This window comes from Dyadobacter psychrophilus (assembly GCF_900167945.1).
In the GTDB taxonomy this organism is placed as follows: Bacteria; Bacteroidota; Bacteroidia; order Cytophagales; family Spirosomataceae; genus Dyadobacter; species Dyadobacter psychrophilus.
On sequence record NZ_FUZA01000002.1, the window covers coordinates 1284722 to 1311424 of the forward strand.

Sequence of the window (26703 nt, forward strand, 5' to 3'; positions counted from 1 at the left end):
GCCTGAAAGATTATTCCGAACGAAGTGATTTGACCGGGTTCATTAATGCAGCCTTAACCGACTGAAACGATACTGTAAGCAGCGCTATCGCCACGGAAAGCAGGCTTACCAATGCCAGCGCCCACCACGAAATAGCAATCTTGTATTCAAAATCTTCCAGCCAGCGGCTCATCATCCACCAGGAAACGGGCAGTGCTATCACAATCGCGACGAGGACGAGTTTGATGAAATCCTTCGAAAGCAGCGCAACAATACCCGCCACGGAAGCACCTAAAACCTTGCGGACGCCGATCTCTTTCGTCCGCTGTTCGGCAGTGAAAATCGCAAGTCCGAAAAGTCCCATACAGGCCACGAAAATGGTTAGTCCGGCAAAAAGCCCGAGTATCTGACCCGTTTTTTGTTCCGTTTTATAAGTCTCATTAAATCGTTCGTCCAGGAACGAATAGGTGAAAGGCAGGTCGGGTTTGAAGCTGTCCCATTGATTTTGCATTTTGGCAAGCAAGCCAGAAACTTCCTTATTCTTTGTTTTAATGATCATCCAGCCATACCCCTGATTCAATGTCATCACAAGGGGTGAAATCTTTTCACGCAATGATTTGAAATGAAAATCTTTTACAATCCCGATTACGCGATAGTCGGTGCCCTTGCCTTCATTGTTGCGGCGCGAAACGATCTTGCCGAGGGCATCGTTCTGCCATCCGAGCGCTTTTGCGGCTGTTTCGTTAAGGATTATCGCGGTTGAATCCATTCCGTAATCCTTGGAAAAATTGCGCCCCTCAACCATTTGCATTCCCAAAGTGGCCAGGTAATTGTAGTCGACTTCATAGCGAAGCGTTTTCAAAAGCTGCGAAGAATTGTTCTCCGGCGAGATCATATAGTTATTGCCATCCGACGGTCCGGCAGGCACATAACCGGATAAACTAATGTTGCTAACCCGTGAATCACGCAGTAGTTCATCCCTAAAAACAGGCAGATTTTTGCCTAGCGCCCAGGCCGGAACAACCAGAACCTGGTCTTTATCATACCCTAGTTTTTTGTTTTGAATAAATTTCAATTGCTGGTAAACCACCGTGGCGCCGACCATTAAGGTGATTGAAATAAAGAATTGAAAAACCACCAATCCACTTCTCAGGCCTATGTTTTTGCCCGAGGAATTGAGCTTAACCGCTGCGCTTCCGCCTTTCAAAACTGAAATCGGCTTGAACGAAGAAAGAAAAAAGGCAGGGTAACTGCCCGCAAAAACTCCGACAAACAAACCAAAAAGGAGTAGTGCAGGCAAAATAGCTTGAATTGCCTCAAAGCTGAATCCCAGGTTTTTACCGGAAAGGCTATTGAGTAACGGCAAACCCGCGAGGCATATGATCGTTCCCAGAACCAGTGAAATGCCCGTTAACAAAATGGATTCCATCAAAAACTGGGCAACCAGCTCAATTTTTTCAGATCCCATCACTTTTCTCACACCCACTTCCCGGGCGCGTTTGGACGAACCAGCGGTGGACAGATTCATAAAATTAATGCACGCGATCAAAAGCATGATGATTGCAATGGCACTGAAAATGTACACGTATTTCAGATCGCCATTCGTGCCCAGGTCAAATTGATAATCTGAATGCAAATGAATGTCGTTCAATGGTTGCAGATACAGGCCAAGGCTGTTGCCTTTTTTGCGGAACTCAGCCATTGTGAGGCCCAGTGCCTGTTTTAGCTGCGGGCCCATGTATTTATCCACCGTCTGCGGAAGCTTGGCATTAAGCTGTTTGTAATCATAACCTTCCGGCAAAACGAGGTAGGTATAGAACTCCGAAATCATCCAGGAAGTAGATTTGGCATCTTCCAGCGACGACATGGAAGCAAGCATATCAAATTGGATGTGCGAATGTGCCGGCATTTCCTCCATCACGCCCGTCACCGTGTAAGGCGTTTTCCAATCTTTAAAAGTCAGTACTTTGCCGATCGGGTCCTGTTTTCCGTAATATTTTTCGGCTAGTGTCCTCGAAATGACAATTGTATTGGGTTGAAGGAGCGCAGTTTTTGCATTGCCTTCAATGAGGGGGAATGTAAAAACCTGTAAGAAATTGGAGTCTACAAATGCAAGTTGGTCGTCCGTGTACAATTTTTGATTGAGCAGCACCAGCGGCGAGCCGCCTCTTCTTAGCCGTGTGGCTTCTAAAACCTCGGGATAGTCCGCTTTGAGCGCAGCTGCCGTAGGTGGCATGACATGCGCTTCATTCATTTCTCCACCTTGCATAACGCCCTTAAATACAACGCGCACGATCCGGTCGCCTTTTTCATGAAAGCGATCGAAACTCAGTTCGTCCAGCACATACAGGCTGATCAGCATGCAGGATGCCAGGCCAATGGCCAGCCCGGTAATGTTGATTGCGGAGAAGGCGCGGTTGCGGACAAGGTTACGCCAAGCGATTTTGAAATAGTTTCTTAACATAAAGCGGAAGATTGAAACGGATTATATTTTATTTTTTATGGCTAACAGACGGTACATTGTATAACATAGTTCTTTGTATAAAATATATGCCAAATGTAGGAAAAGCTCTTAGTAAGGCAATTAGGATGCATCCTTCTATTCGAATCGTTCGCATTCGAACACTTTTGTACGAAATCGGCCAACACTAACATCAAGCCGACTGGGTTACGACCTCCATAAAATCCGGGAGGAACGTTGAGGTGTGGGAGCGCATTGTTAAATTTGAATTATAACAATTCAGCAATGACGGAACTGGAACATTACCTGCAATCCTACTTTGATTTCGATCAAAGCGATCTTACTACCGTGGCTTCGTTTTTCAAGCCGGAATTTGTAAAAAAAGGCGATTACTATCTCAAAACCGGGAAGAGCTGCAATAAACTAAGCTTTATCCAAACGGGCATTCTGCGGGTTTATGTAAATCTCGAAGACCGGGAAGTGACGCAGTGGATTTCATCAAAAGGCTATTTTATAACAGATCTGTCCAGTCTCATATTCAGTAAACCTTCCCGCTGGAACATTCAGGCGCTTGCAGACACAACATTATATACCATCGACAAGGCCGATTATGATCGGATAGGGGATTTCATCCCAAAATGGCACGAAACCGAAAAGCTGTTCATTGCACATTGCTTCGTGACGCTGGAAGAACGCGTGTTTTCTTTCCTTTCCATGACCGCTGAGCAGCGCTATAATGTGTTGTTTGAAAATAGCCGCGAAATTTTTAACCAGGTGCCGCTCCAATACATTGCTTCCATGCTCGGCATGACGCCCGAAACCATCAGCCGCATCCGGCGCAAACAGCTGATCTGATTTCTTGATATAGGTCAAGTGGCCTTAATCTTGTCGATTATACTTTTGTAAAGTCATTAATCAACCAGCCATTTGTATGTTTATAGGTCATTATGGATTAGCGTTCGGAGTGAAAAAGGCAGCTCCCCAAATCTCGCTTTTAACATTATTCGTAGCCGTTGAATTTGTCGACATTCTATGGCCATTTTTGCTGCTGCTGAATGTCGAACAGGTGAAGGTTACGCCTGGTATTACCGTTGTCACGCCTTTTGATTTTGTACATTATCCTTATACGCATAGTCTGCTCATGGGCATTGTATGGGGCTTGCTGTCCGCATTTGTATATTGGTTTTTCAAAAAAGATGTGAAAAGCGCAGTGATTGTGGGGCTGGCGGTCCTGAGTCACTGGTTTCTGGATCTGGTTGTACACATTGCCGACTTACCGCTGACGCCATTCACCAGCACAAAGGTAGGAATGGGCTTGTGGAACTCGCTCGAAGCGACCGTGATCCTGGAACTCATCATTTTTGGGATCGGCGCTTACCTTTATTATAGGAATACAAAAGCTATCAGTAACAAGGGCAAATGGGGCTTCTGGCTGCTTGTTGCATTTTTCCTGCTCACCGATTTCTACAATATGTTCGGCCCACCGCCGGAAAATTCTATCCCAATGCTATTCGTTTCCTTCGCCGTGTTGCAGTTGATCGTGCTTTCTCTGGCTCATTTTGTCGACAAAAACAGGGCTTCCATATAACTCGCGAGCTTGGTACCAATATTGCACGGCCTCTGGCATTTTCTCGAACCGCGTTCGCTTTTTTTTGCTACCGATATTGCATGCCTCCGGCATTTTCTCGAACTATGCCCTTGTTGTTTGGTACCAATATTGCATGCCTCCGGCATTTTTCGAACCGCGTCCGCTCTTTTTTGCTACCGATATTGCATGCCTCCGGCATTTTCGCGAACCACGCCCTTGTTGTTTGTACCAATATTGCATGCCTCTGGCATTTTTCGAATCGCGTCCGCTCTTTTTTGCTACCGATATTGCATGCCTCCGGCATTTTCGCGAACCACGCCCTTGTTGTTTGGTACCAATATTGCATGGCCTCCGGCATTTTTCGAACCGCGTTCGCTCTTTTTTGCCACCAATATTGCATTCGTCTAGCATTGCTTCAAATCGCGGAGCGATGCAATATTGGTAGCAAGAAATGAATGTGCAGAAAGATAGAATGCCGGAGGCATGTAACGACTTGCAGCCCGCAGTCCGCTATTTCGCTTTGAAAACGTATTCTTTTCCTGCTTCGGTTGGAAAGTCAAATGCTGATCGTCCGGCTTTTACGATTGCCGCGCCAGCAGGCATTGGTTGAATGCTTTTGTAAAATGCGTTGGAATTATCTCCTTTTGCAGCTTTCAACGCAACTTTTGAGGCAGATTTAACCGCGCCGGGAACACCGATCCGGCAATTGCCGCCTAGTTGGGAGCGGATGATCAATTGTGTAATTTTTCCGTTGGTCCAGGTGACGTCCAATTCAAAACCGCCTCTTGCTTTCATTCCCTTCACTTCTCCGCTTGTCCAGTTGTCGGGGATAGCTGGCAGAACATTAATGAGGCCGTCGTGGCTTTGAAGCAACATTTCGGTGATCCCGGATGTGCCGCCAAAATTTCCGTCGATCTGAAATGGTGGGTGTGCGTCGAGCAGGTTAGGGTAGGTTCCGCCGCCATTTGCGTAGTTAGTTCCTTCAACGCCTGTAAGTTTCAGTTGTTCACGAATCAGTTTATACGCATGATTCCCGTCCAGTAACCTCGCCCAGACATTGATTTTCCAACCCTTGCTCCACCCCGTACCGCCATCTCCCCTCAATTCCATTGTTCTCTTGGAAGCGTCCGCAAAATTCGGTGTCGATAGCGGGGAGATTTGCCGCCCTGGAAAAAGGCCAAACAAATGTGAAATGTGCCTGTGCTCCGGTTCTACATCCTCCCAATCCTTATACCATTCCTGCAAGTTGCCTTTTTTTCCGATTTGCATAGGAAACAATCTGCCGCGCTTCTCAATAAGCATTTGTCTGAATTCCGCATCTGTTCCCAGTCTTTCCGACGCTTCGATCAGATTGGTGAAAAGATCCCAGATGATGGCCATATCCATCGTTGTTGCCACTGAAACAGAACCTTTAAAGCCTTTTTCAGTGAGGAAAATGTTTTCAGGAGTTGTTGATGGAGCGGTAACCAGCTTGCCGTTTTTATCCTCGATAAGCCAGTCCAGACAGAATTCTGCGGCCGATTTCATCAATGGATATGCCGTTTTGGACAAATATTCCTTGTCGCCGCTAAACTGATAATGTTCCCACAAATGCTGGCATAACCATGCGCCGCCCACGGGCCAGTTTGCCCATGACGGACTTCCGCTTACGGGATTGGTTGTTGCCCATATATCCGAATTGTGATGCAGGGTCCATCCTTTTGCGCCGTAGAAATTTTTGGCTGTCTCCTTACCGGTTGTGGCAATGTTGCCAATCAGGTCTATTAATGGGCCGTGCAATTCCGAAAGGTTTGCCGTTTCCACCATCCAGTAATTCATTTGTGTATTGATGTTGGTCGTAAAGTTACTGCTCCACGGCGGGCGGACTTCACGATTCCAGATGCCTTGCAAATTCGCAGGAATGCCGCCGGGACGCGAACTGGAAATAAGCAGATAGCGGCCAAACTGGAAATAAAGTGATTCCAGGCCCGGATCTTTCGCACCTTCCGTGTATGCTTTAAGGCGCTCATCCATAGGTAGCTCCGTTTTAGGATTACCATTAATGACAAGGCTAACCCGGTTGAAAAGTTTCTGGTAATCAGCGATGTGTTCGCTTTTCAAGGCTTCGAAGCTTTTGGCCTGTGCAGCTGAAAGATATTTTTCCGCAATTTGCGATTCGTCTTTTCCTTCTTTGTCAGGACATTTGTCAAAGCCATTAAAACTCGTCGCAGCCGATAAAACCAGTACGACTTCTGTTGCATCACTAATGTGCAGGCCTTCTGCGTCCGCGATCGTTTTTCCGTCCGATTCCTTCACTTTCATGCGCAGCTCAAACCGCATTCCTTTGCATTTGGAAGGATCATTGTAAACCACGGGCTGTTCCATGGTCTGCATATAACTGGGATCCGTGTGGGCCGGCGCCTGTCCTTTCATTGCCACCTGATCCTGCGCAATCACAACATTATTATAGTAAAGCGGGCTCTGCGTGCTGGCCGTAAAATTGAGCGCACCCTTTTTACTCGCTTTCAACTTTACAATCATCACCTGATCGGGCGCTGAAATGAATATCTCTCGGCTGTAATCAACACCTGCAACCGTGAAAGTTGTGGAAGACAATGCATTGGAAATGTCCAGGTCACGTTTATAGGCAGTGGGTTGTCCCTCGAATTGCTGCTTAATGATGAGATCACCAAGCGGTTCATAAGATTCTGTAAAAATCCCCTGTAATTTCTGCGTGAGCTCTTCGGCTAGTTTGTAATCTTCATTAGCAAGCGCAGTCCTGATTTGGGGCAGGTGGTTTTTTGCTGTTGGATTCGGGTTTGTGTTTACTGGCCCGCCGGACCAGAGTGTTTCTTCATTCAGTTGGATAATTTCTTCGCTAACCCTTCCGAAAACCATAGCCCCAATTTGGCCATTCCCGATCGGCAGCGCTTCATTCCAGTTTCTGGCGGGTTGTTTATACCAAAATTTGAGATCGGATTGGGCAAAGGCAGTGTTGCAGGCATGAAGGAAAATGAATGTACATATGGAAAGGCTGAGTGTCCTTCCTGCACCGGAAAGTTGCGTTTTAAGTAATCTCATAAATGGTTTTTAGAGTATTTCAAAAGGGACAGGTTAACAAGTTTATATCATTTGGATTCTACTATTTCTATTTGAATTTTGTAACTTCGTTCTATGGCAAATTCAGAAACACTCGAAGAATTTTATCAGCATAAGTTTAATTGGCTGCCGGATAATCTTCAACAGGACATTGGTCATTTCAATGTTTTCCGTTTGGAAGATTGTATGGGACCGAATTCGGCGCCTATTCAGTACAGCCGCAAGGATTTTTACAAAATTACCCTTATCCGTGGAAAGAACATTTACCATTATGCAGATAAAAGCCTCGAAACCGATGGTCCGACATTGATTTTCTTCAATCCGCAGGTTCCGTACACCTGGGAAGGCGGGCCTGACAGCATTTCCGGCTACTTCTGCATTTTCACCGAAGGCTTCTTTTCAGGCAGGATTCGCGACGGATTGGGTGATTTGCCAATGTTTACACCGGGCGGAAAACCGGCTTACCTGCTCAATGAAGCGCAAGAGGCACATGTTCAGGGAATTTTTGAAAAAATGCTGGAAGAGATTAATTCAGATTATCAATATAAATATGATCTGCTCCGCAACTATGTTACTGAAACGGTGCATTATGCGATGAAAATGCAGCCTTCCGAGTCGTTATATCAGCATCCAAATGCCAATTCGAGGATTACAGCGGTTTTTACGGAGTTGCTGGAAAGGCAATTTCCTATTGAGTCAACTTCGCAGCGTTTTACATTTCGATCCGCAAACGATTTCGCGCAACAATTGTCCGTGCATGTTAATCATTTGAACCGAGCAATCCGCGAAACTACTGGTAAGACAACCACCACGCACATTGCTGAACGCATTGCAAGCGAGGCGGTTGCGCTTTTGAAGCACACAAACTGGAATATTTCAGAGATCAGCTACAGTCTGGGATTCGAGGAACCCGCACATTTCAATAACTTTTTCAAGAAGCAAACCAGTCAGACGCCCAGTTCTTTTAGGATTGTTTGAATTTCGCAATCATCTGTTTGAACAGCGCAATGGCGGATTTTTCCCGGTGACCTAATTTTGTTTCATCAAATTAAAACAAACAAAAAGATGGAAACTGATAAAATTTGGTTCGTAACGGGTGCTTCGAAAGGTTTGGGGCTGACATTGGTTCAAAAACTGCTTGCGAGCGGCATCAAAGTGGCTGCTACTTCACGAAATCTGGAAGATCTGCAAAAAGCGGTCGGTAATGATAGCCCACAATTTTTGCCGCTGGCAACCAATCTGAAAAGCGAAGCGAGCGTGCAGGAAGCGATTGAAAAAACCGTCGCACATTTCGGCCGCATTGATGTGGTTGTCAATAATGCCGGTTATGGTTTATTGGGAAGCGTGGAAGAACTTTCGGACAACGAGGTGCGCGAGAATTTTGAAATCAATGTTTTTGGTGTCTTCACGGTAATCCGTAAAGCAATGCCTTACTTGCGTGCACAACGGTCGGGGCACATCCTCAATATTTCCTCAATAGGAGGCTTTATGGGTGGTTTTCCTGGATTTGGCGCTTATTGTGCCACCAAGTTTGCGGTCAATGGCCTTTCCGAGTCGCTGGCAGAGGAAGTAAGGGCGTTCGGGGTGCATGTAACGGTTGTGGAACCAGGTTATTTCAGGACTAATTTCCTTACAGATTCGTCCATAGGCCTCCCAAAAATCCAGATTGAAGACTATAAGGAAGTACGCGACTCGCAAAACGCGCATCAAAATGAGATCAACGGAAAACAGCCCGGCGATCCGGAAAAAGCGGCAGAAGCAATGATCCGCATTGTTTCCGAAGCCAACCCGCCCATGAACCTGTTTCTCGGCAGTGACGCATTTTCGGTAGCAAATGGCAAAATCGCCGCCGTACAAAAAGAGTTGGCAGACTGGAAAGAGCTGACGGTTTCAACTGACTTTGATACAGAGGAGGTTTAGGATATATTAGAGGGCGATTGTCCTGTTTTGCTAAGCGTTCATTCACTTGTCCTGCTGAGCGGAGTCGAAGCACGTTACCAAGGAGTGACGTGCTTCGACTCCGCTCAGCAGGACAAGTAATCGTCCGTTCAGCAGGACAAGTAATGGTCCGCTCCGCATGACAAGTCAGCAACACTTCTTACTCATATGAAACGATGACAGAAAATTTGAAAAGCAACAAAATAAAAGCCATTATCACCGGCGTTACGGGTATGGTGGGCGAGGGTGTTTTACATGAATGTTTGCAGAGCGATGATGTAGAAGCGGTTTTGATCATTAATAGAAAGCCATCCGGCATCGTTCACCCGAAGTTAAAAGAGATCATTCATGGTGATTTTCTGAATTTGGGGCCGATTGCGGATCGGTTGATTGGTTATAATGCTTGTTACTTCTGCCTTGGGATCTCTTCCGTGGGTGTGAAGGAACAGGAATATACCAGGATCACCTACACATTAACATTGCATGTGGCGGAAACATTGGTAAAGCATAACCCGGATATGACGTTCTGTTACGTTTCAGGAGCCAGCACGGACAGCACGGAAAAAGGAAGTTCGATGTGGGCGCGCGTAAAGGGAAAAACTGAAAATGACCTGATGAAATTGCCATTCAAGCAGGTTTTTGCATTTCGACCGGGATATATGCACCCAACGCCGGGTTTGAAAAACACATTGTCATTTGTAAAATATTTGTCCTGGCTTTATCCTCTTTTTAAGGTCATTTTCCCAAATGCCGTTTCAACGCTCGCCCAGGTTGGGCAGGCGATGATAAAGGTTACACAATTCGGTTACGACAAGAACGTGCTGGAAGTGAAAGACATTAAGATCGTTGCGGACCGGTAGAAAGCTTTGTTTTGCCATCAGGCGAAGATATTTCCCTGATCGTTGCACCCTGCGCGACGAAACAAAGCGTCATTAAGCCAAATAGCAAGAGTCTCTGGCTTAGCAAGATGGTGAACTGGTGGGTTTGCGGCATCCCTGATCTGATAAATTCCTGTTTCACCTTAATGTAAGAAAATCCGTGAAAATAATTACTTTGCTGTGAAATTGACATTCATAAAAACGGAAAAAACCGCACCGTAAAACCTGCATGGATTACTTTCTCGTTTCGTTCTTCCTGATCCAGTATGTTCGGTCCTCATTGCATACAGCCACCAGTCTCCCAAATTGGGACCGCTTATTGCTTTATGGACGATATATCAGCATCGCATTAATTTCTACTTATTACATTGCGGATAGCCCGGATTGGTTCAGTTGGATCTGGCATGTTTTCATGATCCTGATCATCTATATTCTTTACACCAAGGAAGATTTTAGTCCGATCAGGTCAGTTACTCAGTCTGTCATTCCATTTGTAGCCATATCCATCATTAGTGATATATTGGAAGCAGCAGCTCCGAAATTTTATGCGGAGTACGATGACTGGTTTAACATTGCCACTTCTTTTGCATTTGTACTATGCTTTGTCATATGGTTTTATGCGCAGAAACAGCGAAAGATCCTTTTAAAGGAACGCGAGGACCGGCTGCGGGAAGAAATGGCAAGCAAGGCGCAAAAGGAATCACTGGAATATCTTGTCGCAGAGCGCACAATGGAACTCACAGCGCAAAAAGAAGAATTGCAAAAAGCAATCGAAGACCTGAAATCGACTCAGAACCAGCTGATCCAGAGCGAAAAGATGGCCTCGCTGGGTGAGCTTACGGCGGGCATTGCGCACGAGATTCAGAACCCGCTCAACTTTGTCAATAATTTTTCGGAAGTCTCTGTTGAGCTTTGCCAGGAACTGGAAGAAGAGGTGAATAAAACATCCATTTCAGACGAAGATAAGGACTATATCAAAGGCATTATTGCCGATTTGAGCCAAAACCAGCAGAAAATAACGCACCATGGTAAACGCGCAGATTCGATCGTTAAAGGAATGCTTCAGCATTCGCGCGCTTCTTCAGGTGAGAAGGAGGCGGTAGAGATCAATGCGTTGGCGGACGAATATATGCGGCTCGCTTATCACGGTCTGCGCGCCAAGGATAAGGAATTCAATGCGACATTGGTCACCGATTTTGATCCCAACATTGGCAAGGTGATGGTCATGCCCCAGGATCTTGGAAGGGTTTTTCTGAATCTTTTTACGAATGCATTTTACGCCGTAGCCGAGAAAAAACGAATGTTAACGGAGGCCGGCAAGCTGGACGACTACAAGCCGGAAGTGAAAATTTCCACCAAAATGTTCGCAGGAAAGCTTTATATAAGGGTTACCGACAACGGCACCGGCATGCCGGATCAAGTAAAAGCCAAGATATTCCAGCCGTTTTTTACGACGAAGCCAACAGGGCAGGGCACCGGACTGGGCCTTTCAATGAGTTACGATATCATTACCAACGCCCATAACGGAATGCTCGATGTAGAGACCGTTCCGGGAGAAAAAACAGAGTTTAAGATCACAATTCCAATCGCCTGATCAGTTCGGCGCTTTATTGATTTTGATATGAAAATACTTGTAGTGGATGACGAGGAAGACGTTAAGTCGCTTTTTGAACAAAAATTCAGAAAGGAGATCCGTAGCGCACAGTTTGAATTTTCATTTGCTTTTTCAGGTGAAGAAGCGCTGCATTTTATGGCCGAGCACCCTTCCGAAGTGGTGATGATCTTGTCGGACATTAATATGCCGGGCATGAGCGGAATAGAGTTGTTAAAGACGATCCGGAAGGATTTTCCAGCCGCGCCGCCGCAAGTAATGATGATAACGGCATACGGTGATAGCAACAACCATGATCAGGCAATGAAGCTTGGTGCAGATGATTTCTTAACGAAGCCTGTCAATTTTGTTGAATTAAAAGAGAAATTGCTGAAAACCCTATGAAAGCCAAAATACTGGTTGTGGATGATGAGGCGGATCTGCAATTGCTGATCAAGCAGAAATTCAGAAGACAGATCCGCGAGCAGGAATACGAATTTATTTTCGCCGAAAACGGCTATAAAGCCCTTGAAGCACTCGTGGAGCACCCTGATACGGACATGGTGCTGAGTGACATTAATATGCCCGAAATGGATGGATTGACGCTGCTTATCCGCCTGGGCGAGCTGAGCCCGATCCTCAAATCGGTGATCGTTTCCGCTTACGGCGATATGGACAACATTCGCACAGCCATGAACCGGGGCGCATTTGATTTTCTTACTAAACCCATTGATTTCAAGGATCTTGAAGTCACAATGGAGAAGACGCTCACCTATGTGGCGCAGCTGCGCGAAACGCTGAAGGCAGTTCGTGAGAATGATATTTTGCGCATGTATGTGGATTCCTCCGTCCTGCAATTTATGACGCAGGATACATTTGAAAAGTCGCTGATGACGAGCGAAAACATTGAAGCAACGGTTGTGTTTATGGATATGTGCGGTTTTACTTCAATTTCCGAAAATGAACCGGCGGATCTGGTTGTGAAGCTGATCAATAAGTATTTTGATGTTATGGTTAAGGAAATCATCGCCCAAGGCGGGCTGGTTGATAAATTCATGGGAGACGCCGTTATGGCCGTTTTTCGGGGCGAATATCACTTGGACCGCGCCATTGAAACGTCCCTGGCTGTCAGAAACCAGATCAATAATTTCAAAGAAGAGCCTGAGGGACATTCGGGTTATTTCCCAAAAGTTTCTATTGGCATTAATTCCGGGGAAATGGTGTCGGGTAACATTGGTTCTGCGGCATTGAAAAGACTGGATTATACCGTTATCGGAGATGCAGTTAATGTTGCGCAACGCTTACAGAATGCGGCAAAACCAGGTCAGGTTTTGCTTCCTGAATCTGCTTACCTTGCTGTTAAGGAAGCATTTAATTGTAATCTGGTGGGAGAGGTTGTTCTTAAAAATAAGGCCAATCCTGTTAAGATCTACGAAGTTTTGGAATAGTCATGAATGTTGAAAAGGCAGAAATTTACATCGTCGACCAATTTCGACGGAGGTTATCGGACACACTTTACTATCACGGTTTGCATCACACGCTGGATGTTGCCAACGCTGCATTGCATCTGGCTGCTCTGGAAGGTGTCAACGATCAGGAAACGCGCGATTTGCTGAAAACAGCTGCACTATACCATGATTCAGGCTTCATGTACACCTACCAAGAACATGAGCAGGAAGGATGCAGGATTGCGCGCGAGGCATTGCCGGGTTTTGGTTACAATCCCGGCCAAATTGAAACTATATGCGGAATGATCCTGGCAACCCGGATCCCTCAAAGCCCGAAAACACATCTGGAACAGATCATTTGTGATGCCGATCTGGATTATCTCGGCCGTGCAGACTTTGAACCCATCGCCGAAACATTGTACAGAGAGCTCAAAGCCAGAAATATGGTAACCGATATCGACGCCTGGAATGCAATTCAGGTTAAATTCATCGGCGCGCACAAATACTGGACGCAGTCGGCGCAGCGCCTGCGGGAACTTCCCAAACAGGCGAATCTCGAAACCTTATTATAGCAGGCGCATTTTCTCGTTCTGCGCACGGATCCGCTGGCAAAGGATACGCAGTACGTTTTTGAGGATCTCGTCGCGTTCTTCCATCAGCTCAAAGAAATCCTCCTGATCGATCCGGAAAACCAATGTATCCGTTTCTGCAACCGTTGTTGCCGATCTTGGCTCCGTATCGAGTAAGGCCAGTTCCCCGAAAATCTCACCCTTATCGAACAGTGCAAGCTGCTTTTTACCATCATAAATGCCAATTTGCCCCGTGTAAATAATGTACATGGAATCACCCGGATCTCCTTTTGCAAAAATTTCCTGGCCGTCGCTGTAAGTAATTTCTTTCATGATCGGCGCGATGGAGCTGAGCACGTTTTCGGGGGTTTGGGCAAAAAGTTGTGTGTTTTTCAAAACAATTACCCGTTCCATTTCCGAAATCTGCTGGGAGGTCTCTGCGTGTTTCATCGTATTAGTTGTCAGATTAAGGGTCGAAGCGTCTGCATCTGTTGCAAATTTTGTACGCACAGCGTCCCGGATAAGCCGGGAAGAATGTGTGTTGAGGTTTTCTATTAATGCAAGTTCGGTTGGATCTTCGCTTTTTTTAACAGCCAGCGCAATGGTCCATTCCGTAAATAATTTTTCCTGTTGTGTCAAAATGTAAGGGATCAGAGACACGCCGGCTTCCTGGTTGCCCATATACTGGCGCAGCGCCTCACGCTTCTTTTGAATGGGGATGTTTTCAAACAATGCATGTAACGAAGGGTAAAGCATGCGGGGCAAAAAGCTCTCGATCATTTCGAGTGAATTGGCCCTTTTCTCGCGCGAAGCATGCCTGATTCCCTTCCAGGCATTCTGGACCGCGTCTTTATCATATTGCATCATAAAGAGGTAAAACAGGCGCTGACTGGTGAGCTCCAACTCATAATCCAATGTACTATTCCACGTCTCGTCCGCTTCATCTTCGTCCATACCATTTAAAATCATTGAAGCATGAAACAATTCCTTTTCAACGAACTCGGAAACAATCTGCTTGTAATCAGCCATTAACGAGTAATTGGTCAATGCTTTCAATGCATCCCGATGAATATAAGTATCAATCCCACTAAAATGTATACTACTTTTTGAATTTACTAAATTTATATTATGGTAAATATTTTTAATAAGTTTAAAAAGTATTTGAAGTATATATTCGTGTTTTGTCTTTTCTGCTACTTTTATGAGCGTTTGCATGCGCTCCCGCGAGGGATCATTGCGCAGCCACTCTTCCACAATGCCAATGCCCGAGTCGCCGGATTTGATCAGGGATGCTACCGTTTGTCTCGACAATGAGCCGGTGAGCAATGGTTTCAATTCTCGCAAAAGCTGTGGTGAGCCCACGGTTGCTGCCACTTCCAGCGCATAGTTCCGAACCTTTTCCGAGCCATTACGCAGGCAGGATTTTACAAATTCCTCGTATGCCTTCAGGCCGGTGGTCTTCACACAATCCAATGCAATCAACTGCGCATCTTCCTGCTCCGACTGGAAAAGCCTGCGTAATGTGCCATGAATAAGTGGCAATGCTTTGCCAGCTTCCCAACTTCCCAAAATCGATCCCTTCACAATGTCCAGATCTTCATGCGCCAGAAAACGCGCCAGTTGCTCATCTGTCAGCTGAGATTTGGAAGCGGCAATTCGGACGGCCAGCGTCTGGCAAGCCGTATCAGGCTCGGTCTCAATGTATTTAAGAAAGGTTTCCGAAAGCTCCGGTTTTTCAAGTGACGCCAGGGTTTGCAACGTTTTCAAGCGAACCGCTGTGATTGGATTTTTGAGCAAAGAATCAACGTTCCTGCGAAAAACAGATTCCTTGTTTCGTGCCAGCCAGTCAATCGCGTTAAGGACTTCTTCCTTCCTTTCGCTTTTCAAATTCTCGGTGATAATGGGCAATGCTTCGGACGGGGAGGCCATTTCGCCGCTTCGTATAAACCTTTTGCTGATCGCGTTCTTCAACTCCTGAATGTAATGTCCATATGCTTTTCGGAAAATAAGAAGAGCCGCTACTGCGAATAGGAGGGAAAGGTCAAAGGTGAGGCTGATGTTGCTTAGTTTCTGCGTGTAAATGATCCATAAGAGGCCCCCGGCGATGAGCATACCCAACGGTTCAAACAAACCTTTGGCAAGCGTATGTCCTTTCAAACGTGTTTTGGTAGAAAGCGGTTGAAACAAAACAAGGAAAACCGGATCGAAAATGGTCCGCCTGACCAATTCAAAAAGCAGGTAAGCGGCACAGTAATAGACCAGTAACGAGGGTTCGTCTTTTCTGAAATAGGATGAGATGAGCAGTCCGAGTGATATAAATATCGTGGTTAAAGGCAGCAGAAACAGCGTTAGTTTTACACCGAAGCGTTCAACCGTTTTTCCTGAAAATATCAGTTTTACAAATGTAGAAATTACGTAAGTGACTGATAACAATGTTCCTACGAAGCCAATGACATCGTGCTGGCTATGAAATTTGTATTTGACATTTACAAAAAAATGATATTCTATCCACGTCGCAGCGGCAGCTACGAACACCATACCCAGGCAAAGTGAGGTAAGCAACTTGTTCCCACCAAAATACTTCTGAATGATCTTCGAGTCCGAAGCGTTTATTTGTCTTGGGCGGGCGTGATGCGGATTAGGGATCTCGGTGAACCGGAACGTCAGGACCTGTGTGTAAAATGCCAGCGCAAAAAATACAAGGGAGATGACCAGCAGGATCATTAAAACCGATGGAGAATGTATCAAAACCGCTAAAACCGCACCCAGCGCCTTGGCAGGCATATCACCCGAGCCGATCACGCTGAACAGCCTTTTGCTTTGGCGCACATCAAAAACCAATGCAGATAAGCCCCAGAATTCAAGATTAATGAGCAGATAAATGATCCGGTAACCGACCATAATCGCAATGGCGGTTGCAATGCCGTGACCGGCCCAGAGCAGGCCCATCACCACCACCACCATCAAAAGCGAGGACAACATGGTACCCAGGCTCAGGCGTTTCAGAACGAGGTGATGTTCAAAATATTCATATACTTTTCCTGCTGCCATTACCGCAAGAGCAGCGGCAACATAAGCGATCGGCAGCGAATATTCGGGATGGTTTTCGAGTAAAAGAACATTGGCAGAGACGTAAACCAGCGTTGTACCAACATTGATAAAAAAATTGTGAAAGAAGAAAAGGATCGTCTGGGGGTTAATTGAACTAAAAATCTTGCTATTCTTAATCTGGGATATCATATTTTCTGGAATGCTGTCGTCGCTAATGTAAAATAAACATTTATCCCCGCACGATCAAAACTGAGGGTGAATGCGACAACCAAAGGCTGTGGGACTCAACGGCCTTTTTCCAGCTGTCGAGACTGATGATCATGAGGTCTTGTTGCTGTAAAAAATCCTTTTCAAGCACATTCTCATGAAGCAACCTGACCCGATCATTATTATAGTCACTGATCGCCGCCAGCTCCGACTGGATTTCAGGGGATTGGCTTGCAGCGTTGGTTGGATCCATGATGGCCAGATTTATGCTTTCACGTAATGCCAGCTTTCTTACAAACTGAAACAAAACCTTGTCATCCGGAGAAAAAATGGGAATAAATATATTTTCGACTTTGCTCAGGTTTTTTTCAATCAGGATGCCCACAGGAATTTTCACCGACTTGATAATGTGCGTGGTACGCTCATCAAAAACGTCGGCATGAAATAGCTTTTCTTTTCCTGAAATAGTGTCAAAAAGCCTTTCGCGACTGATGATCTTGGAGGTGAAGCCCAGGATTTTACCCAGAAATGTTCCTTCAAATACCGTACGGCCAATTCCAATCATGAGCATATCATATTCTCCCGCATTGGCGGTTTCTATGATATCGTGCTCAATGTTTTGGGACGGCTTAAAAAGAGATGCAAATTGTGTTTCCAGCGCAGCAGCTTCTTCGGTTATCGGCCTGAATGTTTCCAGCTGGTATTCTTCGGTATTAACCTGGTTGAGATAGCTGCTTGGAGAAAGGTGTAATGCCGTAATATGATGCGAAGCGAGTTGTTTTTGTATAAAATGATAAGCCAAACGGAGCATTTTCTTTCCGCCCTGCGGGCTGGCAAATGCAATGAGGATAGAAAATCCCGGATCTTCATTGGTTTCCGCCGCGGCCTCCCATTTCTTTTCCGGAAAGAAACGGTCGATGAGATCCAGCGCAGGGCCCGTCATACAAGTGGTGGCAAGTGCCATAATGACCATCATTGCAAATATTTCGGGTGAGAGCACACCAATATCGTAACCAATGTTCAGCACGACCAGCTCCATCAGCCCCCGCGTGTTCATTAAGGATCCGATAATAAGGCTGTCACGCCAGGATTGGTTCACGAAACGTGCCGCAACCGCGCTTCCGATAAACTTTCCGGTTACCGCGGCTGCAATGATCAGGCCCGTAATTTCCCACAGATAAAGATCATTGAGCAACCCGATCTGTGTGCGCAAGCCCGTAAAAACGAAGAAAAGCGGTAAGAGCAGCACCATGGAAACGTCCTCCACTTTTTCAATAAAAATGTTCCGGAAGTTCTGATTGGCAGGCATTATTACCCCGGCCATAAATGCGCCAAACAATGCATGGATGCCAATCACTTCGGTGCAGTACGAAGAGAACATGAGCACCACAAAAAACATGGCAACCACCGGTTTGGTTAATCCTTCACGGTAGGAATAATGGTCTCCGACCCGTTTCAGTACGGGTTTCAGCACTTTGAGCATTAAAAATACGTAGGCCCCGGCAAGGATAATGGTATAAATGGAGCTCACAAAGTCCCCTGCTTTCACAATGGCAATAACTGCTGCCAGGATGCACCATGCGGTAATATCGTCTGTGGCGGCGCAGGTGATCACCATCATGCCCAGCTTTGTGCGCGACAGCCCCCGCTCCTGAACAATCCTGGCGAGAACCGGAAATGCCGTGATACTGAGCGCTATTCCAATAAAAAGTGCGAATGACAAGAAGCTGATGCCGTCTGGTGCAAACTGCTGATATATATAAAGCGCAAGCCCGACCCCCAGTGCAAAAGGCAGGATAATGCTGGCGTGACTGATCACAATGGCTTCCTGTGCCTTGGTTTTCAACACTTTAAGATCCAGTTCCATCCCGATTATGAACATGAACAGGATCAGTCCGACCTGGCTCAGGAACTGTAAATTGCCCAGCGACTGAGCGGGAAAAAGAAATGTAGAGAATTCGGGAAAATACAATCCGAGCAGCGAGGGGCCGAGAAAAATTCCGGCAGCAATTTCCCCTATTACGGTCGGCTGACCGATGGATTTACACAACCAGCCAAAAACACGCGCAACCAAAATAATGGTAATGATCTGTAAGAGCAGCGTGGCGAGCGGGTGGGATAGGTTATGCTGGAAAGTGTCTGTAAACTGGTCCCAGGAAGATGTGGTGGCAACCGGGTCACCGGCCAGTAAATCAGCGTTTTCGAGTGATTTGCCCTGCTTGATAAAAAAATAAAGCAAAGCAGAAAAGGCACCAATTGTTATCGTGTAGAAAAGTACATTGCGCAGATTCTTCATCATTAGTAATGGGTGTGAAGAGCGCAAAATAGCGAATAAATGCTAAATAAGGGTTTCCAATGCGTTAAGATTGGAAACCCCGTTTTATGCTTTCAGCTCCATAACCGGTCGTGCGAACGCTTTTCGTTCCAGTCTGGTGTCGGCGCGAAGAAGCTTTTGTCCTTCGGATTGAGGTGTTTTTTTACCTCTTCCTCGTTTAGTTCGATACCCAGTCCCGGTGCTTCCAGCGGCACAGGTGCGTAACCTTTGTCGATCAGCTTGCGGCCGTCGGTTGTTTTCACCAGGCTTTCCCACCAGGGCACATCCACGGAATGGTGTTCCAATGCCAGAAAGTTCTGCGTGGCAGCTGCACAATGCACATTTGCCATGAAGCTAACGGGTGTTCCGGCAAAGTGCATGGCCATAGCGATCCCGTTATCCTCTGCGTAATCGCCAATCCGCTTGGTTTCCAGCAAGCCTCCTGATGATGCAAGGTCGGGGTGCACAATGTCTACGGCACGTTTGTCGATCAATGCTTTGAAGCCCTCTTTCAGGTAAATGTCCTCGCCGGTCAACGTGGGTGTTTCCAATGCGTCGGAAATCGTTTTCCATTGGTCTGTATATTCCCAGGGCACCATGTCTTCGAGCCATGCCAGGCGATATTTATCCAATGCTTTACCCAGGCGAATGCCGTTATTTAAGTCAAAATGGCCATAATGGTCCGTTGAAAGCGGGATTTCGTAACCTACAACGCTACGGACGTCTTCAACGACTTTTGCCATTTCATCCAAACCTTTTGGTGTGATCTGGATTGCTGTGAAAGGGTGTTTGGTATTTGCGTAGGAATGGTAATCACCCGCCCATTGGGAAAACCCGCCACCCCAGAACTTGTTATTGACCACGCTGTTCTCATTATTCCGCAACATTCCGATGGAAACATCCATTTTCAGCCAGGTATAACCCTGATCCTGCGTCCTGAATTTAATTTTTTCTTTGAATTCATTGATATCATTGGACTCAGGCGTATCCGCATAAAGGCGCACCTTATCCCGGTAACGACCGCCCAAAAGCTGCCAGCATGGCACATTATAGGCCTTTCCGCAGAGGTCCCAAAGTGCCATCTCAACCCCGCAAACGCCACCTGCCTGCCGGCCATGATAGCCAAACTGTTTGATCGATTTGAAAAGCTGTTCCACATTACATGGATTTTGACCCAGTAAATGGCTTTTCAAAAACAATGCATAACGCTCGTCAGCACCGTCGCGCACTTCGCCCAAACCATAAATTCCCTGGTTCGTATCAATGCGGATAATGGGCGTGCGGCCTACATTTTGCACAATGCAATAGCGCAGGTCAGTGATTTTTAATTCCGAGGGCTTGGAAGCGCGGTTTACCTTGGAAGTGGCCTGCGCAATGGTGTCCTCGGTTGACATGGACATGAACCCGCCCAATGCAATTCCGCCTACGGCCGTTTTCCGCAAGAAGTTACGGCGGCTGTCTTTCGTCGCGGGATTATTTATTTCAGCAGCGGTTACTACTTTCTCTGCTTGTTCAACTTGTTTGTTAGAAGCAATGATGTCTGTTAAAATGCTTTTCATTAGCGTAAGTTTTGAGGTTAGCAAATTGGCCCCTGGCCTTAGTAATTTCTTTGTTTTAAATAATCGTCCAGTTCTTTTTTCGTCATAGGAAGTTTGCCGGGATAGTTGTTAACCCAATTCAAAAAGTCCTTCTGAATCACGTCAGACCATTTTGTATCGATTTCTCCGGGCGTGTATTTTCCCTCTTTGAGCCGTAAATGGCCAAACTCATCACGCAATGCAGTTACCTCCGAGGTTAGCACAAGCTCTTCTACCAGATGAGCAGGAATGAAGATCGTCCCATATTTTTTAGCCAAAACCACATCACCGGGAAGCACAATAGCACGGCCGATGCGAATGGGTGTATTAATGTTAGTAAGCATCATTTGCTGGATGTATGAAGGGTCCTGCCCTTTGATCCATGCATTGAAACCCTTGATCTCGCTCAGTCCTTCAACGTCACGCACAGAACCGTAGAAAATTACGCCCCGCTTTGATTTAGCAAAAATGGAGTTTCCCAAATTGTCACCGATCAATGTTCCATCGGCAATTTTTCCGTAGCCGTCGGCCACGTAAACGTCGCCGTCTTTGAGTACATCAATAGGCCACGAATTGGTGCCTCCTGTTTGTACCCGGCCTTCTTTTTTGCCGGTTTCTTTTACCAATGCCTCCAAATCCGGGCGGGCGGGAACATACTGAGCCGTTACTACACGCCCTGTCATGGCGCTGTCAGGATAGATCAGCTGCCATTCACCTTCGAATTGATTATGATAGCCTTTATTTCTCAAAACACCCCAGGCTTCTTCCATGGAAATGTTTTTCAATCTCGCCAGGATTGCATCTGACACTTTTGGACGACCGTCCGCAGAGCGCTCACCCTTCCATGCCGAGGTGTAGGCCTTGATCTGGTCCGGTGTGGGTGAGATAGATTGCGCCTGTGAAGCCAATGTCAGGAGGAGAAGGGCCCCCGTAAACAGATTTTGTTTAAGCATAAGTAATTAAGGGTTGGTTGTAACTAAAAATATTATCATTGGTTTTATTTATCCCAAAAAACAGGCGTTCCCAGCTCATCAGGGCCCATTCGGGCCACTGCCGCATTGTAATTGGCCTCATTAACAGACCTTTCGCGGACCGGATATACAAGCCTGCGAATGAATGTCTTTACGGAAGGATCTTTACCCGGATAGTTGTTGACAGGCAATGTTGGAAAGCCGCTTCTCCGGAAATTGGCCCAGGCTTCGGAGCCATTCAGAAATGACGAGATCCAGTATTGGGTGTTGATCTGTTCCAAAGCTTTTGCAGGCGTAAATGGTTGCGCAGCAATGTAAGCATCCTGATTTGCCGTGCTTATTGTGGCTGCAACGTCATAAGTCGCCAGCTGTGCCATGTGTGCTTTTACGCCCGCTTCGTAAAGCTCTTTCACATTGCCTGTTGCCCACCCGCGCTGAACGGCTTCGGCTTGTAAAAGCAATGTTTGTGAGTAGGTTATAAAGAACTCGGGTGCATCAATTTTGCCCAGGGTTTTGCGGTTAATCTGCGAATATTTAAATGCTGAGCCAATTTTGCCGGGAAAACCAGGTGCATTGGCAATTGTAGATTCATTGTAACCATAAGGCATTCCTTCCTGGTTGGCGGGCGCTGTATCTTCCGCACCGGCTGTCGCAATCGGGTTGCCTGGCGTTTCGTACTTGACAGAAATCACCCTTAAACGTGGGTCATTGGTGGTTTTGAGATGGTCTACGAATGCTTTGCCCAGATACACATTACCCCGTTCGGTTCCCTGGAAATAATTCGCCAGCGGATGATTGAATGTGCTGTTAAATGCAATGAAGGCATTATCTGCATTGGAACTGATTAAGCCGCCGTTGGCCGGGTCCATTGCTTTGGCAACAATGCTTTTTGCCCTGGCGGCATCCAGCTTGGTATAACGCATCCCGGCACGCAGCAGCAATGAATTGCCAAGCTTTTTCCATTGCGCAATGTTTCCTTTGTAAAAAAGATCGCCCGATTCCAGCGCCTTCGATGCGTCCAACCCTTTTGTTCCTTCTTCGAGTTCCCTCAATAGGTCATCATATATCAGTTTTTGATCATCATATTTTGGCAGGTTAATGCCTTCCAAAAATGCTTTCCCCGCTTCAAAATAAGGCACATCGCCGTAGGTGTCCACCAGCACCATGAATACGTAAGCTTTCCAGATACGAGACATATTATAAAGATTGCTCCTTGCGGGATTATCCTTCGTTTGCGCAATAACCGTCGTCAGCAAGTTCACAGGGCCATTTTGCAGATACAATGAGTTAAAATTGGCATTGGAATTGGGATCGGAAACCGCATTGTGATTGCCGCCTTCGAGCACACCGGTGTAAGGCGTGTTGATCTGTTGCACGATCTGCAACTGGTAATTCTGTGTTGCTATTGCCGAGCCGAACTGGGCATTGGAAAACAAATAAGCGGGGTCAACGCTTGTGGCCTGGACGGGATTTTTGTTGACATCTTCAAAGCCCTTGTCACAGGAGCTTGCGCAGGTGAGGATGGCGATGACGGTTATATATGTTAGTGTTTTTTTCATTTGAGTCAATGATTGAATGGTTACCTTTTTTCACTTACAATTTGATATTCAGGTTGAGGCCGTAGCTTCTTGTGGTTGGAAGTGTGTGGGTTTCGATGCCTTGCAAATTATCGGAAGCGGACACCTGTGCTTCGGGGTCGAGGTTATCAATGTATTTTTTAAGTAAAAACACATTGTTGCACATGGCTGAAATGCTCAGACCCTTGATAAAGGTTTTTTCTTTCAAAAAGCGCGAAAGATCGTAGCCGAGCGATATCGTTCTCCATCTTACGAATGCGCCGTTGTAAACAAATGGCGCAGCAATGTTGGTGCTGCGGTAAGCAGTGTAAAATTGTTGTGCTTCAACACGTTGCGCATTCGGGGCGCCCTCAGGGGTTACCCCTTCCAGTAAAACACCTCCCTCACGTCCCACCAGCGAAGGTTTCGAAAGTCCCTCGCGCAGGAAGTTCAGATTGGAATTGGAAAGGATCTTGTTACCTGCTTTGAAATCGATCTGCGTTCCGATTCTGATGCCTTTTATATTGATCGTGTTCACCCATGCGCCAACCCAGGTCGGGATTGCACTGCCAAACGTTGTGAGGTTTCCTTGCTGTGGTAATCCGCCTGATGTTACAATGCGACCCTGCGCATCGCGTTTGAAGTCAAAACCGCGTAAAGAGGCGAGGGGCTTGCCTACTTCATGGGATACGATCCCAAAGAATTCACCTGTTCCTACATCAAATCTTTGTTGTCCTGCGGCCAGTTCAAGCACTTTGCTAATGTTATAGCTGCCATTGAAGCTCGTTTCCCAGGTCACGCCTTCTGTTCTCACAGGTACGAAAGTTAAGAGGAATTCAACGCCCTGATTTCTCAATTTGCCCACATTAACTTTGGTCTGACTGAAACCCGATGTATTGGAAATATCCACATTCAGGATTTCATCCACTGTATTTTTGCGATAGAACGAGACATCCAGATTCAGGCGGCTGTCAAATGTTTTCATTTCGAGACCGACCTCCGTTTCTTTCACTTTCAACGGCCTCAGATTTGCATTGGGCGCAATGGTAGAAGGCAGGTTTCCCAGGGCAGTCCCGTTGAACGGGTTTGCATTGATCCCATAATATAAATTGTTGGAATAAGGGTCTGTATCGCCTCCAACTTCCGCATAGGCAGCTCTTAACTTGCCGTAATTGAGCCAGTTAGGCGCATTGGCGAATGCCTGGCTAAACACAAAGCTGGCACTTACTGATGGATATAAGTAACTGTTTGAAGCCGGGTTCAATGTTGAAAACCAATCATTGCGTCCTGTCACATTCACGAATAAGAAACCTTTGTACGAAAATTCAGCAGCTCCATAAACCGAGTTAACCTTCTTTTTGCTGTAACCGTAATTTGGGTTTTTAACCTGACCATTGGCAATCGTGTAAAGATCACGCACGTAGAAATTGGTCACCGCCGTAGACACATTGTCGCTAATCTGCTGCATCTGGTTTCCTCCCAAAGTGATATCGATTCCGAAATCTCCGAACGTCCGGTTCGCACCGATCAGCACGTCCAGGTTGCGCTCCCGAAAAGTGGCCACATCCTGATAGTAATAACCATTGAAGCCAGTAGCAACCGCGCCGATGGACCTCGTTCCGGTGGGACGGTTGTAATTATACGGCCTTGTGTAATAGTCCTGGCCAATGCGGCCTTGCACAAAAAGCCAGTCCGTAAAATCATAACGAACCGACGTGTTTCCAAAAATCCGGTCGCGGCGCACATTCTCAAAGCGGTCATAAGCCACCCAATAAGGATTGTTGCGATTGGTAAAACGCGCCAGCGGCATTTCATTGCCGTTTGCGTCTTTGCGGTTTTTCAGCCATTCTGTGTCAATGCTCGTTGCCAGTGTATAAATGGTGGTATTGGCATTCATATCCTGGATCCCGATCTGGGGCGGATTCTTGTTATACTCGTTGGAGTAATTCGCATTTACCTGCGCAGAAAGCTTGTTTGAGAACTTATAATTCAAACCCAGGTTAAAGATTTTTTTGTGGTAATCGGAATTCGGCATGATCGCATTCGCGTCCGTATTAGCGAACGACAATCTGAAATTCCCTTTCTCGTTTCCGCCTGAAAGCGCCACTGAATTGGTAAAACTGGTCCCGGTCCGGTAGAAGTTTTTGATACGGTCTTTATTTGCTGAATAGGGCTTCGAAGTTCCGTCAAACTGAGGGGTAGGAGCGCCGTCCATGCGCTCGCCAAATGCAAAAACACCGGAACTTTGTGCCTCCCCGGTCGTGGTAGGACGTTTTCCGAATTCACCTTGGCCATATTCGTATTGGAAATCGGTATAGTCGAGGGCCTCCTGTGCCTGGAAATTAGAGTTGATCTCAACACCGATACCGGTGGTCTTGCTTCCACTTTTGGTGGTAATGATGATCGCTCCGTCTTTGGCGCGAAACCCGTAAAGGGCTGCTGCTGCTGCGCCTTTGAGAACGGTCATGGATTCAATGTCGTCCTGGTTAATGCTCTGCAAACCGTCCCCGGCATCGGATGAGCCGCCTGTCGGGTTACCCGTTCCGTTACCGTTTGAGCCACCTGCGGAAACACTGCTATTATTAATAGGAATGCCGTTCACAATGATCAGCGGTGAATTATTTCCACCAAAAGAAGACTGCCCGCGTATACGGATCTTAGTCGATCCGCCCGGTCCGCTCGCTGGCGGTGTAACATTTAAACCAGCCACTTTTCCTTGCAAGCTGTTTCCCAGGTTCGTGGTGCGGTTTGTCGTAATTTCCTCAGTATTAATGGTTGCGGTTGAATAGCCAAGCTTTTTTGCATCCCTTTTAATACCCAGCGCAGTTACCACAACCATTTCCAGGTTGCGTTCGTCCGGTTTCATCGACAGGTCGTAAGTGCTTTGGCTTCCAATCGTTACTTCCTCAGGCGCATAGCCCACATAGGAGAATATCAAAACGCCGCCTGCATCCGGAACGCTTAGTTGGTAGGTTCCTTCGCTATTTGTTGCCGTTCCTGCTTTCGTTCCCTTCACGACGATGCTCACTCCCGGGAGCGGCTGACCCTTTTCATCGGAGACTTTTCCGGTAATAGTCCTGTCAACAGCCGGAGGATTGTTGGTAAGGATTGGGACCGCGCTGCCAGGTTCCGCATTGCCTTTGACTAGCACAACTTGCTTACCTTCAATTTTATAAGCAATGTTAATAGGCCTGAAAAGCTGGTCCAGTACATCAACCAGCGGCTTTTCAACAGCGTTGATCGAAACCTTTTGCTGTGAGCGGAGCAGCGACGAACTGTAAGTAAAACGGATCTGCGTAAGCTTATTCAGCTTGTTGAGCACCGTTTTGATTTCCTGGTTATTCACCTGAATGGTCACCTTCTGATTCAACATATCCTGGGCGTCAACGACAGCCGCTGCGGAAATAGTCGCGAAGATAAAGGCAATTAATAATTGGTAAAGTGATATCCGCATAGCACTACAAAGTAGCCTGGACAAGAGTCGGTGTTTTTTCATA

18 protein-coding genes are annotated in these 26703 nt (G+C 46.5%); 9 read left to right on the top strand and 9 right to left on the bottom strand.

All coding sequences use genetic code 11. From position 1 onward, the window contains the following. Window positions 1–10 precede the first annotated feature (10 nt). Window positions 11–2443 (bottom strand): ABC transporter permease, encoded by a 2433-nt coding sequence (locus tag B5X68_RS12275; protein WP_082214964.1) that lies wholly within the window; start codon window positions 2441–2443, stop codon window positions 11–13. A 282-nt stretch (window positions 2444–2725) separates the two neighbouring features. Between B5X68_RS12275 and B5X68_RS12280 the strand changes: the two genes are divergently transcribed. Next, window positions 2726–3295: a Crp/Fnr family transcriptional regulator gene (locus B5X68_RS12280; RefSeq protein WP_082214965.1), complete on the top strand. Its 570-nt coding sequence runs from the start codon at window positions 2726–2728 to the stop codon at window positions 3293–3295. A 76-nt stretch (window positions 3296–3371) separates the two neighbouring features. Then, window positions 3372–4028 (top strand): metal-dependent hydrolase, encoded by a 657-nt coding sequence (locus tag B5X68_RS12285; protein WP_082214966.1) that lies wholly within the window; start codon window positions 3372–3374, stop codon window positions 4026–4028. 510 nt (window positions 4029–4538) lie between these two features. Here B5X68_RS12285 and B5X68_RS12295 read toward each other — a convergent pair. Beyond that, window positions 4539–7088 carry a glycoside hydrolase family 95 protein gene (locus B5X68_RS12295; protein WP_082214968.1) on the bottom strand — a complete coding sequence of 850 codons (2550 nt, stop codon included), beginning with the start codon at window positions 7086–7088 and terminating at the stop codon, window positions 4539–4541. Between the two features lie 93 nt (window positions 7089–7181). On the opposite strand from B5X68_RS12295, the gene B5X68_RS12300 reads away from it, so the two are divergent. The 3 genes from B5X68_RS12300 (at window position 7182) to B5X68_RS12310 (ending at window position 9904) form a co-directional block, all read left to right on the top strand. Next, a complete protein-coding gene (locus B5X68_RS12300; protein WP_082214969.1) occupies window positions 7182–8084 on the top strand; it encodes a helix-turn-helix domain-containing protein in 903 nt (300 codons plus the stop codon). Window positions 8085–8171: 87 nt separating this feature from the next. Continuing rightward, complete coding sequence (locus B5X68_RS12305) at window positions 8172–9026, top strand: oxidoreductase (protein WP_082215338.1); 855 nt, start codon at window positions 8172–8174, stop codon at window positions 9024–9026. Window positions 9027–9220: 194 nt separating this feature from the next. Beyond that, the gene (locus B5X68_RS12310; protein ID WP_082214970.1) at window positions 9221–9904 is read left to right on the top strand and encodes an NAD-dependent epimerase/dehydratase family protein; all 684 of its coding nucleotides are present in this window, start codon (window positions 9221–9223) and stop codon (window positions 9902–9904) included. Here B5X68_RS12310 and B5X68_RS28635 read toward each other — a convergent pair. After that, on the bottom strand, window positions 9882–10115 hold the full coding sequence (locus B5X68_RS28635) for a hypothetical protein (RefSeq protein ID WP_141110274.1): 234 nt from the start codon (window positions 10113–10115) through the stop codon (window positions 9882–9884). The genes B5X68_RS12310 and B5X68_RS28635 overlap by 23 nt on opposite strands. Before the next feature lie 36 nt (window positions 10116–10151). On the opposite strand from B5X68_RS28635, the gene B5X68_RS12315 reads away from it, so the two are divergent. Genes B5X68_RS12315 through B5X68_RS12330 form a run of 4 tightly spaced genes read left to right on the top strand, consistent with a single transcriptional unit; the run spans window position 10152 to window position 13533 of the window. Then, window positions 10152–11516: a sensor histidine kinase gene (locus B5X68_RS12315; protein WP_082214971.1), complete on the top strand. Its 1365-nt coding sequence runs from the start codon at window positions 10152–10154 to the stop codon at window positions 11514–11516. Window positions 11517–11543: 27 nt separating this feature from the next. Then, entirely contained in the window at window positions 11544–11918 is a 375-nt protein-coding gene (locus B5X68_RS12320; RefSeq protein ID WP_082214972.1) for a response regulator, read from the top strand. Beyond that, window positions 11915–12961 carry an adenylate/guanylate cyclase domain-containing protein gene (locus tag B5X68_RS12325; protein ID WP_082214973.1) on the top strand — a complete coding sequence of 349 codons (1047 nt, stop codon included), beginning with the start codon at window positions 11915–11917 and terminating at the stop codon, window positions 12959–12961. The genes B5X68_RS12320 and B5X68_RS12325 overlap by 4 nt, the downstream gene beginning before the upstream one ends. A gap of 2 nt (window positions 12962–12963) precedes the next feature. Beyond that, window positions 12964–13533, top strand: a complete 570-nt coding sequence (locus tag B5X68_RS12330; protein WP_082214974.1) for an HD domain-containing protein — start codon at window positions 12964–12966, stop codon at window positions 13531–13533. Here B5X68_RS12330 and B5X68_RS12335 read toward each other — a convergent pair. The 6 genes from B5X68_RS12335 to B5X68_RS12360 all read right to left on the bottom strand — a co-directional run bounded on the left by B5X68_RS12335 (window position 13528) and on the right by B5X68_RS12360 (window position 26702). Continuing rightward, the gene (locus B5X68_RS12335) at window positions 13528–16770 is read right to left on the bottom strand and encodes a cyclic nucleotide-binding domain-containing protein (protein ID WP_082214975.1); all 3243 of its coding nucleotides are present in this window, start codon (window positions 16768–16770) and stop codon (window positions 13528–13530) included. The two genes, B5X68_RS12330 and B5X68_RS12335, sit on opposite strands and share 6 nt — an antisense overlap. A 40-nt stretch (window positions 16771–16810) precedes the next feature. Continuing rightward, complete coding sequence (locus tag B5X68_RS12340) at window positions 16811–19087, bottom strand: cation:proton antiporter (protein WP_229208377.1); 2277 nt, start codon at window positions 19085–19087, stop codon at window positions 16811–16813. Between the two features lie 89 nt (window positions 19088–19176). Further along, window positions 19177–20661, bottom strand: coding sequence for a mandelate racemase/muconate lactonizing enzyme family protein (locus B5X68_RS12345; protein WP_082214976.1), 1485 nt, complete (start codon window positions 20659–20661; stop codon window positions 19177–19179). Window positions 20662–20699: 38 nt separating this feature from the next. Then, window positions 20700–21632: an RraA family protein gene (locus B5X68_RS12350; protein ID WP_082214977.1), complete on the bottom strand. Its 933-nt coding sequence runs from the start codon at window positions 21630–21632 to the stop codon at window positions 20700–20702. Between the two features lie 44 nt (window positions 21633–21676). Then, on the bottom strand, window positions 21677–23209 hold the full coding sequence (locus B5X68_RS12355) for a SusD/RagB family nutrient-binding outer membrane lipoprotein (protein ID WP_082214978.1): 1533 nt from the start codon (window positions 23207–23209) through the stop codon (window positions 21677–21679). Between the two features lie 34 nt (window positions 23210–23243). Continuing rightward, on the bottom strand, window positions 23244–26702 hold the full coding sequence (locus tag B5X68_RS12360) for a SusC/RagA family TonB-linked outer membrane protein (protein ID WP_229208378.1): 3459 nt from the start codon (window positions 26700–26702) through the stop codon (window positions 23244–23246). Between the last annotated feature and the right edge of the window lies 1 nt (window position 26703).

Excerpts from the sequence above, each read along its gene's own strand:
- B5X68_RS12275 (WP_082214964.1), bottom strand. The coding sequence starts at position 2,443 with ATGTTAAGAAACTATTTCAAAATCGCTTGGCGTAACCTTGTCCGCAAC.
- B5X68_RS12280 (WP_082214965.1), top strand. The coding sequence starts at position 2,726 with ATGACGGAACTGGAACATTACCTGCAATCCTACTTTGATTTCGATCAA.
- B5X68_RS12285 (WP_082214966.1), top strand. The coding sequence starts at position 3,372 with ATGTTTATAGGTCATTATGGATTAGCGTTCGGAGTGAAAAAGGCAGCT.
- B5X68_RS12295 (WP_082214968.1), bottom strand. The coding sequence starts at position 7,088 with ATGAGATTACTTAAAACGCAACTTTCCGGTGCAGGAAGGACACTCAGC.
- B5X68_RS12300 (WP_082214969.1), top strand. The coding sequence starts at position 7,182 with ATGGCAAATTCAGAAACACTCGAAGAATTTTATCAGCATAAGTTTAAT.
- B5X68_RS12305 (WP_082215338.1), top strand. The coding sequence starts at position 8,172 with ATGGAAACTGATAAAATTTGGTTCGTAACGGGTGCTTCGAAAGGTTTG.
- B5X68_RS12310 (WP_082214970.1), top strand. The coding sequence starts at position 9,221 with ATGACAGAAAATTTGAAAAGCAACAAAATAAAAGCCATTATCACCGGC.
- B5X68_RS28635 (WP_141110274.1), bottom strand. The coding sequence starts at position 10,115 with ATGTCAATTTCACAGCAAAGTAATTATTTTCACGGATTTTCTTACATT.
- B5X68_RS12315 (WP_082214971.1), top strand. The coding sequence starts at position 10,152 with ATGGATTACTTTCTCGTTTCGTTCTTCCTGATCCAGTATGTTCGGTCC.
- B5X68_RS12320 (WP_082214972.1), top strand. The coding sequence starts at position 11,544 with ATGAAAATACTTGTAGTGGATGACGAGGAAGACGTTAAGTCGCTTTTT.
- B5X68_RS12325 (WP_082214973.1), top strand. The coding sequence starts at position 11,915 with ATGAAAGCCAAAATACTGGTTGTGGATGATGAGGCGGATCTGCAATTG.
- B5X68_RS12330 (WP_082214974.1), top strand. The coding sequence starts at position 12,964 with ATGAATGTTGAAAAGGCAGAAATTTACATCGTCGACCAATTTCGACGG.
- B5X68_RS12335 (WP_082214975.1), bottom strand. The coding sequence starts at position 16,770 with ATGATATCCCAGATTAAGAATAGCAAGATTTTTAGTTCAATTAACCCC.
- B5X68_RS12340 (WP_229208377.1), bottom strand. The coding sequence starts at position 19,087 with ATGATGAAGAATCTGCGCAATGTACTTTTCTACACGATAACAATTGGT.
- B5X68_RS12345 (WP_082214976.1), bottom strand. The coding sequence starts at position 20,661 with ATGAAAAGCATTTTAACAGACATCATTGCTTCTAACAAACAAGTTGAA.
- B5X68_RS12350 (WP_082214977.1), bottom strand. The coding sequence starts at position 21,632 with ATGCTTAAACAAAATCTGTTTACGGGGGCCCTTCTCCTCCTGACATTG.
- B5X68_RS12355 (WP_082214978.1), bottom strand. The coding sequence starts at position 23,209 with ATGAAAAAAACACTAACATATATAACCGTCATCGCCATCCTCACCTGC.
- B5X68_RS12360 (WP_229208378.1), bottom strand. The coding sequence starts at position 26,702 with ATGAAAAAACACCGACTCTTGTCCAGGCTACTTTGTAGTGCTATGCGG.